This is a genomic window from Pseudacidobacterium ailaaui, assembly GCF_000688455.1.
Taxonomy (GTDB): Bacteria; Acidobacteriota; Terriglobia; order Terriglobales; family Acidobacteriaceae; genus Pseudacidobacterium; species Pseudacidobacterium ailaaui.
In genome coordinates, this window is record NZ_JIAL01000001.1 from 3113988 (window position 1) to 3130056 (window position 16069).

15 protein-coding genes and 1 tRNA gene are annotated in these 16069 nt (G+C 55.8%); 5 read left to right on the forward strand and 11 right to left on the reverse strand.

Features of this window, described 5'->3' with window-relative positions; genetic code table 11:
• Positions 1–11: 11 nt before the first annotated feature.
• From N655_RS0113925 to N655_RS0113935, 3 genes are all read right to left on the reverse strand, one after another.
• Positions 12–221 carry an HP1242/YdcH family protein gene (locus tag N655_RS0113925; RefSeq protein ID WP_026443472.1) on the reverse strand — a complete coding sequence of 70 codons (210 nt, stop codon included), beginning with the start codon at positions 219–221 and terminating at the stop codon, positions 12–14.
• 69 nt (positions 222–290) lie between these two features.
• A complete protein-coding gene (gene rimI / locus N655_RS19135) occupies positions 291–737 on the reverse strand; it encodes a ribosomal protein S18-alanine N-acetyltransferase (RefSeq protein ID WP_049961448.1) in 447 nt (148 codons plus the stop codon).
• On the reverse strand, positions 734–1339 hold the full coding sequence (locus tag N655_RS0113935) for a TetR/AcrR family transcriptional regulator (protein WP_026443473.1): 606 nt from the start codon (positions 1337–1339) through the stop codon (positions 734–736). Before N655_RS0113935 ends, rimI begins: the two co-directional genes overlap by 4 nt.
• 129 nt (positions 1340–1468) lie before the next feature.
• Between N655_RS0113935 and N655_RS0113940 the strand changes: the two genes are divergently transcribed.
• Positions 1469–2347 carry an SDR family oxidoreductase gene (locus N655_RS0113940; protein ID WP_026443474.1) on the forward strand — a complete coding sequence of 293 codons (879 nt, stop codon included), beginning with the start codon at positions 1469–1471 and terminating at the stop codon, positions 2345–2347.
• Here the strand turns inward: N655_RS0113940 and tsaB are convergent.
• The 5 genes from tsaB to N655_RS0113965 all read right to left on the reverse strand — a co-directional run bounded on the left by tsaB (position 2316) and on the right by N655_RS0113965 (position 6745).
• Positions 2316–2963, reverse strand: a complete 648-nt coding sequence (gene tsaB / locus N655_RS20010; RefSeq protein ID WP_049961449.1) for a tRNA (adenosine(37)-N6)-threonylcarbamoyltransferase complex dimerization subunit type 1 TsaB — start codon at positions 2961–2963, stop codon at positions 2316–2318. The two genes, N655_RS0113940 and tsaB, sit on opposite strands and share 32 nt — an antisense overlap.
• A gap of 16 nt (positions 2964–2979) precedes the next feature.
• Positions 2980–3990, reverse strand: coding sequence for a zinc-binding alcohol dehydrogenase family protein (locus tag N655_RS0113950; protein WP_026443475.1), 1011 nt, complete (start codon positions 3988–3990; stop codon positions 2980–2982).
• Positions 3991–4023: 33 nt separating this feature from the next.
• Entirely contained in the window at positions 4024–4446 is a 423-nt protein-coding gene (mce, locus tag N655_RS0113955) for a methylmalonyl-CoA epimerase (RefSeq protein ID WP_026443476.1), read from the reverse strand.
• Positions 4433–5389, reverse strand: coding sequence for a methylmalonyl Co-A mutase-associated GTPase MeaB (gene meaB / locus N655_RS0113960; RefSeq protein ID WP_044934737.1), 957 nt, complete (start codon positions 5387–5389; stop codon positions 4433–4435). Before meaB ends, mce begins: the two co-directional genes overlap by 14 nt.
• Positions 5390–5542: 153 nt before the next feature.
• Positions 5543–6745: an acyl-CoA dehydrogenase gene (locus N655_RS0113965; RefSeq protein WP_026443478.1), complete on the reverse strand. Its 1203-nt coding sequence runs from the start codon at positions 6743–6745 to the stop codon at positions 5543–5545.
• A gap of 195 nt (positions 6746–6940) precedes the next feature.
• On the opposite strand from N655_RS0113965, the gene N655_RS0113970 reads away from it, so the two are divergent.
• Positions 6941–7885, forward strand: coding sequence for a S1/P1 nuclease (locus N655_RS0113970; protein ID WP_026443479.1), 945 nt, complete (start codon positions 6941–6943; stop codon positions 7883–7885).
• Here the strand turns inward: N655_RS0113970 and N655_RS0113975 are convergent.
• Positions 7882–8928: an LLM class flavin-dependent oxidoreductase gene (locus tag N655_RS0113975; RefSeq protein WP_026443480.1), complete on the reverse strand. Its 1047-nt coding sequence runs from the start codon at positions 8926–8928 to the stop codon at positions 7882–7884. The genes N655_RS0113970 and N655_RS0113975 overlap by 4 nt on opposite strands.
• A gap of 117 nt (positions 8929–9045) precedes the next feature.
• Between N655_RS0113975 and N655_RS0113980 the strand changes: the two genes are divergently transcribed.
• Positions 9046–9122 (forward strand) — tRNA-Glu (locus N655_RS0113980).
• Between the two features lie 769 nt (positions 9123–9891).
• Here N655_RS0113980 and N655_RS19145 read toward each other — a convergent pair.
• Both N655_RS19145 and N655_RS19150 read right to left on the reverse strand, forming a co-directional pair.
• Positions 9892–11463, reverse strand: a complete 1572-nt coding sequence (locus tag N655_RS19145; RefSeq protein WP_238324758.1) for a multicopper oxidase family protein — start codon at positions 11461–11463, stop codon at positions 9892–9894.
• A gap of 65 nt (positions 11464–11528) precedes the next feature.
• Positions 11529–13148, reverse strand: a complete 1620-nt coding sequence (locus N655_RS19150; protein ID WP_081823735.1) for a phospholipase C — start codon at positions 13146–13148, stop codon at positions 11529–11531.
• Between the two features lie 262 nt (positions 13149–13410).
• Here N655_RS19150 and N655_RS0114000 point away from each other — a divergent pair, with 262 nt between their 5' ends.
• On the forward strand, positions 13411–14598 hold the full coding sequence (locus N655_RS0114000; RefSeq protein ID WP_026443481.1) for a 1-deoxy-D-xylulose-5-phosphate reductoisomerase: 1188 nt from the start codon (positions 13411–13413) through the stop codon (positions 14596–14598).
• 18 nt (positions 14599–14616) lie between these two features.
• The gene (gene rseP / locus N655_RS0114005) at positions 14617–15990 is read left to right on the forward strand and encodes an RIP metalloprotease RseP (protein WP_026443482.1); all 1374 of its coding nucleotides are present in this window, start codon (positions 14617–14619) and stop codon (positions 15988–15990) included.
• Positions 15991–16069: the final 79 nt, after the last annotated feature.

Consider the following 16069-nt stretch of genomic DNA (forward strand, 5'->3'; position numbering starts at 1 on the left):
GGGAAGTACTCTCAGGCTACGTGATGATACATACCGTTTCTCAGGGCCTCCAACTGGTCTTTTACTGACAGTTTCAGCTTTTTCAGCCTTACCTCTTCAAGCTGCTCTTCGGCTGACAGGTAGGGTTTCTGGAGCAGACTTTCGAGCTTCTCCGAATAATGACGGTGCTGCTCTTCAAGACGACGGATGGCATCACTATCCGGTGACCCAAATATTTCCATCAGAACACCTCCTTATTTCTCTAAGACGTAACAAGCTAACACCACGTTTGCCTGAAGGCAACTGTGTTTTTAGGAGCAAGCGTGAAGAGGACCAAGCTCCATGCCCATGAGCAGAGCGTCTTCCGAAGGGGAAGAATAATAGCCTGGACGCAGGCCCTCAGTCCTCATCCCAAAGCTCTTGTAAAGTCTGATGGCCGTTGTATTTGAAGCCCGTACTTCAAGTTCCAACCGAACAGCATTTTTCAAACTCGCCCAGACCGCGACGGCTTTGAGCAGGGCCTTCCCCACGCCCTGGCTGCGTGCTTCTTTTACCACAGCGATGGATTCAAGCTCGCAGATATCCACAACGAGCCGGACAATCGAAAAGCCAATGATGCGATTGTCTGATTCGGCCACAAAGCCGGAGCGGCCCTCGTAGTCTCGGCGGGTCCAATGAGGTACTTCCGGGACCTCTTGTGCCAGCGCCAGTAAAGCATCAAGATCTCCGGTTTGCAGTGGGCGGACAGTAAATTTCACGGCCTCCGGCTCCTCAGCGCGCTGCTTCTGCGTGAGCCAGCAATCAGAATGTCCACAAGTTTCTTTGCGCTTTGCTGCCAGTTTGCTCCGGTTGCGATGTGTGCCACACCAATTAAGGCCCGTAACAGATCAAAAGGTTCGATGTCTGGCCGCAGCTCTTTGCTTTGGATGCCCCTCTGCACCAGCATCTCCACGGCCTCTTTCATCAGCCCATGCGAGCCTTGATAGAGCCTGCTTGGCCCTCCGGTCAGCGAATTCAGTGCGGGCGCAATGATGTGCTTGGCTGCAATGTAGTCCACAAACAACAGCATCCATTGCCGGAGTGCCTCCACCGGAGGCATGGTTTTGGCATATTGGCGTGCCGATGCTGCCAGTTTCTCCACTTCGCCCTGATAGACCGCTTCAATCAGAGCATCCCGGTTTGGGAAGTGCCGATAAAGGGTGCCTGCACCGACACCAGCCTGTTTAGCAATATCGTCAAGGCTTGCATCTGCTCCGTGGCGGGTAAAGGCCTCTTTTGCAGCTTCCAGAATTCGATCGCGGTTGCGCCGTGCATCTGCGCGGGGCCTTCTTGCTTCGGGTTGGGAGTTTTGGATCGACATAAAAATTTGCAACCGGAGAGTATCTCCGCTTATCTATTGCAACGGAGGCGTCCTCCGTTTTTGATATCAGCCGCTGATACAGTTCCGCGGCGCTACGGTTTAAAAATGTCCACATCAGGAGAATAAAACATGCGTGTTTTTGTTACAGGTGCGACAGGATTTATCGGATCAGCCCTGGTCCCGGAGCTGCTTAAGGCGGGCTATGAAGTACTCGGATTCGCTCGCAGTGATGCCGGAGCGAAGTGGCTGGCCGAAGCAGGCGCAGAGGTGCAGCGCGGCGATTTGGAAGATCTGGACAGCTTGCGTCGCGGCGCCGCCTCGGCGCAGGCCGTTATTCATCTCGCCTTCATTCATGACTTCCAGAAGTTTCGGCAAAACTGTGAGATTGACCGGCGGGCCATTGAAGCGATGGGCGCGGTGCTTGCGGGCCAAGACCGTACCCTCATCGTGACCAGTGGTCTTGCGTTGGCCTCACGGGGCCGTCTTGCTACGGAAGATGACCCGTCAGAACCTGTTTCCGAAAACTTTCCACGCGCCTCGGAGGCGGCCGCAGCCGGGCTGCAAGGAGTGCGGACCATGGTGATCCGTCTGCCTCAGGTCCATGACCGGAGAAAGCAAGGGCTGATTACCTGGCTGGTCCAGCTAGCCAAAGAAAAGGGTGTCTCTGCATATCTGGGTGAGGGGAAGACCCGCTGGGCAGCGGCGCACGTAAGCGATGTTGCCCGGCTGTACCGGCTTGCTATGGAAAAGGGAGAGTCCGGAGCACGATATCACGCGGTGGCGGAAGAGGAGATTCCCCTCCGTCAAATCGCCGAGGCCATAGGTCAAGGACTGGGATTACCGGTTGCTTCTGTGGCACCGGAAGATGCACTTGCGCACTTTGGCTGGCTCACGCGGTTTCTGACGTGGGACCTCACCGGTTCCAGCGCCAAAACACGCAAAGAGCTAGGCTGGGACCCAGTGGGACCTGATCTGATTACCGATCTTGCAAGCTTGCGCTTTTCATAAATTTCACCTCAGCGTCGGCGCGGCGCAGATAGTTTCCATCCAGGAATGTGGGATCGACAAAGTCGCGCCGCAGCCATCCAGGCAGCGCGAACGCAATCGCGTCGCTGGCAGTCGGCGGAGAGACGAACTGCGCATTTGGAAGCTTTTGTGCTGCTGTTTCCTCACAGATAGCAAGTTCCTGTTCTGCACAAGCTTTGCGAAGGACTTCCAGCGAAAGCAGTGCTTCCTGGGCCTGATTGAGCGCAGCATTGCGGAAGTAGAATTCGCCACGTCCGGCATCGAGGGCAGCATATTTTGTTTTTGCCTTATGTGCCAGTACAGCAAGGCGTGATATGGCCATGACCGGAACATGAAGTGCTTCCACCAGTCCTTTGACTGTACTCAGGCCGACACGGATTCCGGTAAAGCTTCCCGGCCCATGAACAACGATAATGGCCTGAATGTGCTGGACCCCGACTTGGTTCGTACGAAGCAGTTCTTCGATGCGTGGGACCAGCATGGACGAATATGTTTTGCCTGTCAGCTCAGTTTCAGCGAGCAGAGAGGCCTTTTCCTTATCAGGACGTGCAAGAGCGACGGTCCCTGTAGTGCTGCAAGTGTCGATTCCCAGAAGCAAGAGTAGGTCTATCCCCTTAACATGAGACGATGATTTTCGTGAATCGGGCCGGATCGGCTGCCCAGGCGGCGAATGCCTGCGGCGCCTCCTCCATTGGCACGATGGCACTGATGGCTGCGTCCACAGGAAAACGTTTGAGTTCCAGCATCGCGATGACTTCGCGGAAGTCCTGAGGAAGAGCATTGCGTGTGCCCAGGATGTCCAGCTCTTTTTGTACAAAGAGCCTGGTTTCATATGGCACCGGCTCCTTTGCGTAGCCAATGTAAACAACGCGACCGGTAAAAGCTACAACCTCAACCGCGGCAAGAAATGTTTCGGGCCGACCGACCGCTTCGATCACCACCTGAGGCCCAAGACCCTCGGTGAGTTCTTTCAGAACAGCCGGCACGTCTTCTTTTTGAGCGTGAATGGCATGGGAGGCGCCAGCCTGAAGCGCGATTTGCAGTTTGCTTTCGTCTACGTCAATTGCAATGGTGCGGGCGCCTCGAAATGCGCAGGCGGAGACGGCACCCAGGCCAACTCCTCCGCATCCAAAGATGGCCACAGTGTCCGTATTGGTCACGCGGCCCCTCGCTACAGCATGGAAACCCACAGTGAGCGGCTCAACAAGACAAAGCTCATGCAGCTTCAGGCGGGCAGGGAAGAGTTTTTCTGCCGGGACGGCAATGTATTCCGTCAAAGCGCCATCGCGCTGCACCCCCAGGGTCTGGTTCATCTGGCAGGCGTTGCTTCTTTGGTTGCGGCAGGCCCCGCAGCGTCCACAGCTGGTGTAAGGAGAAAGGGTCACATCCGTGCCCACGGGAATCACGGAGAAATCGCCGTCTGTTTCCACGACCGTTGCCGCAATCTCGTGTCCCGGAATGCGCGGATAGGAAACAAGCGGGTTGCGACCGCGGAATGAGTTCAGATCTGTCCCACAAAGCCCCACGTAGCGCACACGCAGCAATACCTGACCGGGTTTGCGTACCGGTGGAGGAACATCTTCAATTTGCGCGATGCCAGCTCTACGCAGGACCAGCGCCTTCATGCAATCTCTCCTTTTGTGAGCAGGTCCTGCTTGTCATTGCCGACGGTGCGGTCCGTCGGCAGGCAAGTCCTGGCAGATTTCCAGCAGAACGCCTCCGGTACTTGAAGGATGGATAAAGAAATAGAGATGACCGCCAGCGCCAACCTGTATCTCATTGGAGATGAGATTTACGCCGTTTGCCTTAAGGTCTTCCAGAGTAGCGGAGATGTTCTCCACGTGCAGGGCGACATGGTGCAATCCTCCCCCCCGTTTTGCAAGAAACTTGCCCACCGGTGAATCTTCCGAAGTAGGCTCCAGCAACTCAATGCGCCCTTCATCCAGAGGGACCATGGCGACACGCACTTTTTCATGTTCAATCGTTTCCTCCTGCAAGACAGACAGGCCCAGAGACTCATAAAATGCGCGTGCTTTGGAAATGCTTTTGACTGCGATTCCAAGATGATCAATTTTTGTCATAAGCGGTAATCCTGGAAACCAATTGATAGGGATCTTCTTCTCCGCGTGCAACGCGCGCTGCATAAAGCTCCAGCTCGGCATCAGTCAGAATCTGTTCCCGCAACCGCAGCATCAGCGCCTGAAGCACCATCTGGACGAGGCGTTCCCGCCAGCAGCGTTTGCGCCGCGTTTGCAGGTGGTCCTCAGTCTGGAGCCATTGTTTCATCTCTTCGATGGCCGAGGCCAGTTTGTCCAGTCCTTGGCCGGTGGCTGCAACAGTTTGGATCACAGGAGGCGTGCGGGACATTTGTGTGCTGGCCAGCGACTGCATCGCACGGACCTCATTTTCCACTCGGTCGGCCCCTTCACGGTCAGCTTTGTTGATCACAAAAATATCAGCGATTTCCATCATGCCGGCCTTGATGCTTTGTACATCGTCACCCATTCCAGGCACCAGAACGACCAGCGTGATATCAGCCAGACGGACAATATCCACTTCATCCTGTCCTACGCCGACGGTCTCAATCAGGATGATTTCCTTTCCGCTGGCCTCAAGAACCGAGGCCACATCGGCCGTCCTCTGTGCCAAACCTCCGAGAGAGCCGCGTGTGGCCATACTACGCACATAAAGACCGGTGTCATGCAGACTGTCCTGCATCCGAATGCGATCGCCAAGGATGGCGCCCCCGCTGAACGGACTGGTCGGGTCTACAGCGATGACGCCAACGGTTGCTCCCCTTCCGCGATAATGCCGGGCGAGCTGGTCTACCAAGGTGCTTTTCCCGGCGCCCGGAGGTCCTGTGACCCCAACGCGAAGGGCGCGGCCGCTCAAGGGAAAACATGCTGAGAGGACATCGCTGGCAAGCGGGGAGCCATTTTCAACAATAGAAATGGCCCGTGCCAGAGCACGGACATCGCCTGCGCGCAGGCGCTCGATGAGTTGCGGAATATCAGCAGTGCTCATGGACGGTGATGGGTGGCGACAAGGTTGCGCCAGCGCAAGGGCCGGGAAGATCCTTTATGCATCAGAGGCCCTCGCACAATCGCTTTCCTTGTCCTATGTGGTGGTTGTCTTACGGCAGCATGATAGCACCCTGGTTTTGGCACTCAGATGCCTTCATCCTCGGGATGGCACAACTTTCAGAATTTCACGCGCAATCACCATCCGCTGGATTTCGCTGGTGCCCTCGCCAATCGTGCATAGTTTCACGTCCCGATAGTACTTTTCAGCGGGGTAGTCTTTGATGAAGCCATAGCCACCATGTAATTGTACGGCCTGGTCACAGATGCGGACTGCGACTTCACTCGCGTAGAGCTTGGCCATAGAAGATTCGCGGGTCACACGCTGGCCCGCATCCTTCAGCACGGCCGCGCGCAGCGTCAGCAGCCTGGCCGCGTCCAGTTCCGTTGCCATGTCTGCCAGCTTCCATTGGACGCCCTGAAATTCGGCGATGGCCTTTCCGAACTGGCGGCGCTCCTTTACATAGCGAAGGCTGGCATCGAGTGCTCCTCGTGCGATCCCCAGAGATAGGGCAGCAATGGAGATGCGTCCTCCATCCAACACGCGCATGGAGTCAATAAATCCTTCGCCGAGGTTGCCCAGAAGATTTTCCTGAGGAATTTCGCAGTCTTCAAAGATCAGCTCAGAGGTGTCACTGGCGCGTAGTCCTAGCTTGTTTTCCTTCTTGCCGGGACGGAATCCCGGCGTTCCCTTTTCAACCACAAATGCTGAGAGTCCGTGCGTGCCCTGGGTCTTGTCCGTTACAGCAATGACGACGGCAACGTCGGCGTAATGCCCATTGGTAATGAAGGTTTTATTGCCGTTGAGCACCCACTTGTCTCCTTTGCGGACGGCCGTGGTCCTGGCCCCGGCCGCGTCAGACCCGGAGTTCGGCTCAGTCAGCCCCCACGCGCCCAGCCATTCGCCACTGGCCAGTTTGGGGACATATTTGCGGCGCTGCTCTTCGGTCCCGGCAAGAAAAATGTGGTTGGTGCAAAGTGAATTGTGGGCTGCAACGATGATGCCGATGGACCCGTCTACAGCGGAAAGTTCCTCAATCGCCGTGACATAATCCACATAACCCAATCCAGATCCGCCGTATTCGACCGGGAAGATGATCCCCATCAGGCCCATTCGCCCGAGCTGTCGGACAACCTCAGCAGGGAATTCACTGGCCTCGTCCCAGCGCATGACATTCGGTGCGATTTCCCGTTGAGCAAAATCACGGACTTCTTTGCGCAGTTGCTGCTGCTCCTCAGTAAGGGTAAAAGGATAAGTCCGGGCCGATGGCTGAACGACTTCTGTTTCTTCTATAGACATGATGACTCCTAAACAGCGTAGGATGACGAGAAAACCTGCAATCGTAGCATTTTTTCGGGGCATTTGTCGTGCGGACCAGACCAGCCGGTACTGTTGAAGAAAAAGGAGTCTGTTTTTTCTCAAGATACGGGCTTGTGCCCCAAAGGCTGTCTTTCACAGTTTGGCAAAGGGTTTCTGGTTATACTCACTGTGTCCATGAAAACACCAGCTTCTGACCTGCTTCGCTGTGCTGCTATTGCAGTGCTGATGCCTCTTCTGGCGGTACCCCCCTCTTTTGGGTGGGGAAATACTGGCCACCGTCTTGTCAATCGGCTGGCTGCGGAAAGTCTCCCTGCCGATGTGCCAGCGTTTCTGCGGACCGCAGCAGCTGTGGATGAGATAGAGTATCTCGGCCCGGAGCCGGACCGCTGGCGTTCGCCCGCTGAACCGGAATTGAATGCGATGCAGGCCCCGGACCACTTTATTGATCTGGAGCTGGCCGACGTCATCCACCCGCTTCCGCGCCGACGCTATGATTTCATTGCTGCAGCCTATGCCGCTAGCCTGATGCACCCGGCACAGGCGCGCGATCTGCGGCCGGAGCACATTGGCTTTCAGCCCTATATCACGAACGAGGTCTGGGAGCGGTTGAAGGCGGCCATGCGCGAATATCGCACCCTGAACACAAAACATGAGGACACAAAACCGGTAGAGGCAGCCATCCTCTTCTACGCCGGCTGGCTCGGTCACTATGTGGGAGATGGTGCGCAGCCCCTGCACACTACCGTGAATTACAACGGATGGGTAGGCAAGGAGAACCCGAATGGTTATACGACCGACCATCGGATCCATTGGAAATTTGAGGGTATTTTTGTCGACGCAAACCTGAAGGAAAGCGATGTGAGGCCGCTGGTTTCTCCGATGCGATCAATTGGCGATGAATTTGATGACTACTTAGGGTATCTGCGGCATTCGTCCACTCTGGTGGAGAAAGTCTATCAACTGGACAAAACCGGCGCCTTTGATGGGACAGGAACGCCCGAGGGAAAGCAGTTTGTGGCAGAGCGCCTGGCAGCAGGGGCGAGCATGTTGCGTGATCTGATTTATGCAGCATGGCTGCAGAGCGCGCAGCCTGTTCCTGAGCAGCATTCAGAAAACTAGGCGATGGCCGCCGGCGCAGTTTCAGCTTCCGCCTGCGCGGCCTGTTTTATCTGCGCCACAATTTCATAGGACCGCAGTCGTGCAGCATGATCATAAGGACTGCAGGTCAGAATCAGCTCATCGGCATTCGTTTTCTCTAAAAATGCTTCCAGCTTGCTGCGGACTGTGTGGCTCTCCCCGACAATGGCGGCCGCACGCTTTGAAGTAATTACAGCATGTTCCATCTCTGTTGCCAGGCCATTCAGGGAGTCCACAGGAGGAGAGAGAGGAGCCAACTGGCCGCGCACCAGACGGAGGAAGTTTAGATATTCCGTGGTGGAGAGGCGCTGTGCCTCTTCGTTCGTGTCTGCTGCCAGTACAGGCAGGCCGATCATGACGTAAGGCCGTTTGAGGACCTCAGAAGGCCGAAAGAAATGCCGGTATATTTCCAGCGCAGAGAAAAGGTCTACGGGCGAGAAATGCGCTGCAAAGGCGAAGGGAAGCCCGAGATCTCCAGCAAGCTGTGCGCTAAAGCCGCTGGACCCAAGGAGCCAGACGGGGACATCCAGGCCCGCTCCGGGAATGGCCCGGACAGCCTGTCCGGGACGTGGAATAGCAAAATATTCACGTAACTCCGCCACCAATTGCGGAAAAGGATCATGATTGTTAAGGTCGCGGCGCAGGGCCTGCATGGTGGGATAGTCTGTTCCCGGTGCGCGGCCCAGGCCAAGATCAATGCGGCCTGGATAGAGGCTTTCAAGCGTGCCGAACTGTTCGGCAATGACCAGAGGTGCATGGTTGGGCAGCATGATTCCACCTGCGCCAACGCGGATGGTGGAGGTGCCCCCGGCAACGTATCCGATGAGCACAGCCGTCGCGGCACTGGCAACAGAGGCCAGATTGTGGTGCTCGGCCAGCCAGTAGCGCCGATAGCCCCAGCGCTCGGCGTGTTGGGCCAGGTCAAGGGTCTCGCGAAAAGTTTCGGCGATGGTGTGGCCTTCCTTGATGGGCGCAAGGTCGAGAACAGAAAGCGGCGTACGGGCCAGACGGGAAGGTTGTGCCATGTTTGAATGATGCCTGAAAGAAGGAGATTGATTCAGGCGCGGCGACAGGTTTCGCGTAAAGCAACTCTTTCTGTTAGAATCTGATGAGTCAGCAATACTCTTCCCGCTGGACCTTCTGGCGCCATGGTGTAATTGGTCAACACGCCGCCCTCTCAAGGCGGAGAGTTCGGGTTCGATCCCCGATGGCGCTACCAATTTAGAATCAATAAACTTACGGGAGAATCACAGAATGTCCTAAGAGGCATTCTGTGCCGAATTGTTGTGCCTAGAGTTTACGGCGAAAGAGGCACACAATGAGACGCAAGACAGAGCACCCCGGCCATGCTGCCCGGTTTGCCAGATCGGTTCGGGCGTCCTTTTTCAGTATCCTAAGCTAGACATTTTTGCTAAGCTGCCGCTATGGTAGCAATAGAAACAGTCGAAGCTGTTCCCTCTGTAGAGGAGTGGACAAAAATGATGGATGACGCTTCTGCAGAAGAGGCGATTAAACTCTGGCAGCTGTCCATCGCATGCCTAGCCGCAACTAATTGCCAAGATCAAGATGGCTGGGGAAGGCGAATCGGCATCGCTGAAAGAATCTTGGACAAGCGCGGAATTTCTCGATATTAGGGCAGCTAAGCCCCATGCAAGCACGTCAGCCGGGCAGCCCTTACCTCGGCCAAAACTTCGCTCAGAAACCGGCTTAGAACGAGCTGCTGGCCCTCTAGTTAAGGTCAATGTATGGCCGAAATTCCGGGCACATTACAGGGCATTTTTTGGTCTAGATCTTTGTGTCTAGCGACTTCCAAAACAGCCCATAAGCCGCACAAAGAAACAAGCAGAATCGCTTAGAAATAACATGCTTATTTTTTAGCAGTTTATGCTTAATTTTCTGTGGTCTGTCTTACTAATTTACTGACGAAAATTTTGCCCTCTCAAGGCGGAGAGTTCAGGTTCGATCCCCGATGGCGCTACCATCAAAAATCAAGACCAGGCCGGCAGTACTTCAAAAGGACGCATCATCTCGTTGTCCTCGTGTTCGAGCACGTGGCAGTGCCAGACATAGCGTCCCGTGTATCCCTCAAATGGAACGATAATTCTTGTCACCATATTGGGGTCGCAGCGCACGGTATCTTTCCAGCCCCTCTCATTCGCATCCGGAGCAGTAAGAGGGCCAGTAAACCGCAGCTCACCTGTCTGCTGATAGTGAAAGGAATCGAAGCGGCGCCTGCTGAGCACCTGGAAGCGTACCAGATGCAGGTGAATCGGGTGCGAGTCGTCGGTCAGGTTCACAAATTCCCATATTTCGGTCGTGTTGAGCACCGGATTCTCCGTGACAGGAGCGTGCCACGGGGTGTTGTTCAGCAGCATCCCCATGGACCGCTGGACATCGTCCATGTTCTCGCCTAAGGTCAGACGGCGTGTCCGGACTGCTTTTGATTCGGCCAGCGACGCGAATTCGCATAGCTTTTCAGGAATTCGATGCTGGTTGTTCCGCGTGACCGTGCCTACCCTGAATTGCAGTACGGGAAAGGTGTCGCTGACCATCTCAAACCTTTTTCCCGCCTCGGTGCTGAAGTCAATAAGGAGGTCGGCACGCTCTCCCGGGGCCAGGAGCAGCCGCTTCTGCTCTACGGGGGCTCCAAGAAGTCCCTGGTCGGAGCCGATTTGGAGAAAGCTGATGCCAGTTGTCAAAGAGAGGCGAAAGAAGCGCCCATTTGAGCCATTCATGATGCGAAGGTGGTAGAGACGCGGTTCCACGTCGCAATAAGGCAGCAGCTTGCCGTTGGCCAGAATGGAGTCCCCGAAGACCTCCGGCACCCAGATCTGGCCAGGCTTGTCTGAGACCGGATACTCCAACTGCCCATCGGCCCTGAGGATGCGATCGCAGAGAAGCAGCGGAATTTCATAGTTTCCGCTGGGTAGGCCCAGGTTCTCCTCAAGCAGGCTGCGGACCAGGAACATGCCCATCATTCCGGCATAGGTATTCAGCCGGTTAATGCCCATGGTGTGGTCATGGTAGAAGAGCAGCGCTTCTCCGTGCTGCGAAGGATAGAAGCATGTCTGGGACTTTCCAGGCACCACCCAATGCTCGGGATAACCGTCGCTGTCCGCAGGAGTGCGTCCGCCATGCAGATGGATGACACCCCGTACCTCGGGGACGTCCTTGCCAGCTCCATGCAGAGAGTGGTCAATGGGAAGAAAATGGCGGGCCGGAAGGCGGTTCTGCCATTCAACAATGAGCCCTTTCTCTACCCGTGTTTCCAGGGTCGGCCCTGGGAAGGTCCCGCCGAGGGTCCACATACGGGTGGGCGGAAGGTCGCGATGTACTTTCACCATGACCTCGCGCATGGCGATGCGGTAAAACGGGATTTTCTCCTTGGGGTTGAAAGGATTCGTGCGCATTTCCTCTGCACGCGCAGCCGGAGGGACCGGTAGCGGATCGACATAGGGGTGCAAGGAGGAAGCTGTGAGCGGTGAGGACACCGGTCGGTCCAGGGCCGAGCCCGCCAGGACCAGCCCGGCGCGGGAGATGAACTTGCGTCGAGTAATCAAAGAGGGTCCCCTCAAAAGAAAAGGGTAGCAGCGCAGGGCCGCTACCCTGAGACGAGGTTTAGCAATTAACGCCAGTCGTGGTCTTCGTCTTGGTCGACCAGCACAAGCCCGGAATTCTGGTCAAGCAGGAAGAGGCCGCCATTACGAGGGTTGCGGAAGTCAAACATACCGTTCAGCGGCCCGGCAAGAGCGTCAAAAGCGCCGGTGATTCGCTGGCCGCCAAGCCAGTTATCTTCAATAAAGCGCAGGATCGAACTCTGGTCGGTGATGGTGTGGTCCACGTAATTCTTTTTTGCCCAGGGCGAAATGACCATCAGTGGAATCCGAGGACCATAGCCGCAGCGTCCTTGAGCGTGTTCAGCATTGACGCCCGCCAGGTTGGTGACGGTGCTGCTGCCGCACTGTCCAGGACCAGTGAGAGCATCCGCGGCAGTCTGTGACTGGTTGACGATCGGACTCATCTGATGGTCGTACCAGCCATCGGAATCGTCATAAGAGATGACGACGGCCGTGGATTTCCATTCCGGACGGGTCTCAAGAAAGTTGATCACCTGGACGACAAAGGCCTGTTCATCGAGTGGGTCTGAGTATCCGGCATGCGCGTCCTGATAGCCAGGGGCCTTCAGGAAGCTCACCGCAGGCATGTTCCCCGCCTTTACCGCAGCAAAAAAGTCATCGATGTCGTATTGATGGTTGGCCTGGTCGGTTTTCCCAATCATAGCGACAGATGTGGGGCGAAGGTGTTTCGGGTTCCAGGTAGATTCGTAGTACTGGAATGGTTGGTGGTGAGGAATGTAGTCCGCTTTGGTTACGTGTGTAATCGATGAGGTATGCGAACGCTTGCAACCGGTGGTCCCATTCGGATTGATTTTGGTCAGGTCGAAGCCGCCTTCAAAAAAGCCCCAGGTAATGCCTTTGGCATTCAGCAGGTCGCCTACGTTTTGCCCGCTGAACTGCACCAGTGCGCCTGTGGTTGTGGAGCACACATCGCCGACCGGATCAGCATCGCTGATAAGAGTGTAGCCTCCGGAACCGTCTTCAATCACATCGCCACTGGCGTTGATCTGATCGGTGACGCCGTTGGTCTGGCCGGAGATGAGATTGATGGCGCCTGGAGTGGAGGGTCCGAAGGTGGTGCCATACGAATTGTCGTTCATCGCATATCGCTGAGCATAGTTCCAGAGCGCGGTGACCGTGTTGCCATCGTAATAACCCATGACCAGGGCGTTGGTCGTCTGCCCGCTTGGCGGCGGTCCAGGAGTACCGGTGTATTCCGGAAAGGAATCCATCAATCCATTGTGAAAGGCCTGCTGCTCAGGAGTGTAGTCGTGGTCCTGGTCGGCAGTGGCAGCCTGCGTACGGTCCAAACGGAAGGGATTGCTGGCAGATGCGCCATTGCCTGCGGTGTTCAACAGATTTGGGTTGTTATACAGCAGCGCATCTGTAAATCCATTGACGGTAGGAGTGTTGCGCGAGGCCACAAATCTAGGCTCGCCTGAGGGGTTTAGAGCATGTGGATACGTGCCAAAGTAGTGATCAAAAGAGATGTTCTCACCAAAGATCACAACCAGGTGCTGGATCGGAGTCGTCGTGTCGCGGTCATGTTGTGCCTGAGCGATCGCAGGGATGGCGAACTGGCCTGACACCAGCAACGCTGCCAGGGAACTGGCAATCAACTTCTGCATGGTTCTTCCTCCATGCCGGGGGATGGGTCCTTCTTTCCGGCCATCTATGTAAGTAATGCGCGGGTGTGACTTTTTGTTTAAAGCCACGTTAGGGAGAGAAGAAAACTCATTCCGGAAAAGAAGTAAGGAAAGGGAGATGAGGGGACCAGGAATTCAGCGATGGTTCTGTTTTGGCTTCTTAGGGCAGAAGCAGGAAATTCCTCTGAACATCGGTTGTCTGCAACCGATAAAATATCTTTAGGTTACAGGACAGAAAACAGGCTTGAAACAGATTGCAATTCTCGGTTCGACCGGGTCCATCGGGACCAGCACCCTTGACATCATTGAAAAATACCCGGAACGTTTCTCCGTAGCTGCTCTGGCGGCGGGGAAAAATATGGATGCAGTCCTGGAGCAATGCCTCCGCTGGCGGCCCAGGGTGGTCTCTGTGGCCACAGAAGAGCTCGCAGAGAAAACGGCGTCCCGGCTGAAGCAGAGTGGCCTTCAGGAAGTCGAAGTGGTCTATGGTACCGAAGGCACGGTGCGTGTGGCCACCCTGCCGGAGGTGGACTTTGTGGTTTCTGCCATTGTGGGTGTGGCAGGACTGGAGGCCACCTACGCTGCCGTCCGGGCAGGCAAGGCCATCGGTCTGGCCAACAAAGAGGCCCTGGTGGCTGCCGGAGAAATCCTGGTCCGCGAGGCGCGAGCGGCAAATGTTCCCCTGCTGCCCATCGACTCAGAGCACAATGCTGTTCACCAGTGCATGAGAGCAGGAGAGAAGTCTGAGGTGCGGCGCATCTGGCTTACGGCATCCGGAGGTCCTTTCCGCACCCTGCCGTTGGACCGTTTCGACTCGATCACCGTGGAACAGGCGTTGCGGCATCCGACCTGGGTGATGGGGCGCCGCATCACGATTGACTCGGCCACCATGCTCAACAAAGGACTGGAGATCATCGAAGCCTGCCGGCTTTTTGATCTTCCTCCCTCCGCAGTGAAGGTCACCATTCACCCACAGTCCACGGTCCATTCGCTGGTAGAGTACATCGATGGAAGCATTTTGGCGCAGATCTCAGTGACAGACATGCGTCTGCCCATCCTCTATGCAATGAGCTATCCGGAACGTGTGGCTTCGGACCTTCGTTTTGATATGGCTGCACTGGGCCAGCTTTGCTTTGAACCTCCGGACTTTGACCGTTTCCCTTGTCTTCGCCTGGCCTATGAGGCGGCCGAGAAGGGCGGCGCACACTGTATCGCGCTCAATGCGGCCGATGAAATTGCCGTGGAGGCCTTTCTAAATAAGTCCATTCCTTTTACAGGAATCGCGCGTACAATAGAAGAAGTCCTGGAAGCCACCCCCGAGGCCCACCCTGCGACCATTCAGGAAGTGCTGGCATCAGACAAAAGAGCACGCGAATTGGCGAGGGAGGCCCTGTGCAGGGCCGGAAACGCTGCCGTCTCTGACGCCCGCTGACAGGTTTTCTTAAAGATCATGCCATTTGCAATTACCGCTATTCTTTCCATGCTCGTGGTGCTTGGCATCATGGTGCTGGTGCACGAGTTCGGACACTTCATCGTGGCCAAGCTGTTTGGTGTTCGAGTCGAAGTCTTTTCCATTGGCTTTGGAACACGGCTGATTGGCTTCCGGAGAGGCGATACCGATTATCGCCTGAGCCTGCTGCCTTTAGGTGGCTATGTGAAGATGTCTGGAGAGAACCCCGGTGAGGCGCGCACTGGAGATCCAGGAGAATTTTCCTCGCATCCTCGCTGGCAGCGCATCCTGATCGGGCTGGCCGGTCCTGCGGCAAACTTTGTCCTGGCCTTTGTGCTCATGACCGGCTATTACATGATGCACAACGAGGTAGACCAGTACCTTTCAGGCCCAGCTGTGGTTGATTTCGTACCGCAGAATTCGGCAGCGGCCCATGCCGGCATTCAATCCGGCGACCGCATTGTCCGCTTCGATAAAGACGTCAATCCTACCTGGGAAAAAGTCCGTATCCGGGCGGCGCTGGATGCCAATTCCACAGTTCCGGTGACGGTAGAACGCAAGGTAGATGGCCAGTTACAGCAGTTTTCTACCCAGCTTTACCTGCTGGATGGAAACAAAAGCGATGATTTCGAGGTGGAATCAGTCGGTTTGATTCCGCGCTATCAGGATGGCCCGTTGAAAGTGCATGATGTCGAGCCGGGATATCCAGCGGAAAAAGCCGGCCTGAAGCCGGGAGATGAGATCCTTTCCATTGATGGTCAGGAGCTTCACTGGACCTCAGCAGTCGTGGCCTACCTCCAGCAGAATGGTAGCAAGCCTGTTGTACTTACCGTGCTCCGCAACGGCAAAACGCTGCACCTCACCATGACTCCGGCCCTGGGGGATGATGGCACAGGACATACCAGCTACCGGCTTGGATTCAAGCCCTACCTGCCTCCATTCCGTGTGGAGCAGTTGCCGCTTCCGCAGGCTGTACGTCACTCTGTGAGCTTTAACCTGCAAAATTCCGGGTTGATCCTCGATGTGCTGCACCGTCTGGTGACCCGTCAATCCAACATCCAGCAGCTAAGTGGGCCGATTGGCATTGCGCGGCAGACAGGGGAAGCCATTTCCATGCCAGGCTGGCAGCCCATCATTACGCTCATGGCCCTGATTAGCCTGAACCTCGGCATCTTCAATCTGCTGCCCATTCCCATCCTGGATGGTGGAATGATTCTGCTGCTGCTGATTGAGGGCACGCTGCGTCGGGACCTGAACCAGCAACTCAAGGAACGTATTTATCAGGTGGCGTTTGTGGTGCTGGTCATCTTTGCGGTCTTCGTCATGTTTAACGATGTTTCCAAGTTTAACCTCTTCTCGAAGTTAAAACCGTAAACCACACTTCAGAAGGTATTTATAGATTCTTTATGCTGCTGAGGGGAGTTTTGGCCCGGCTCAGCGCATAAAGGAGCGG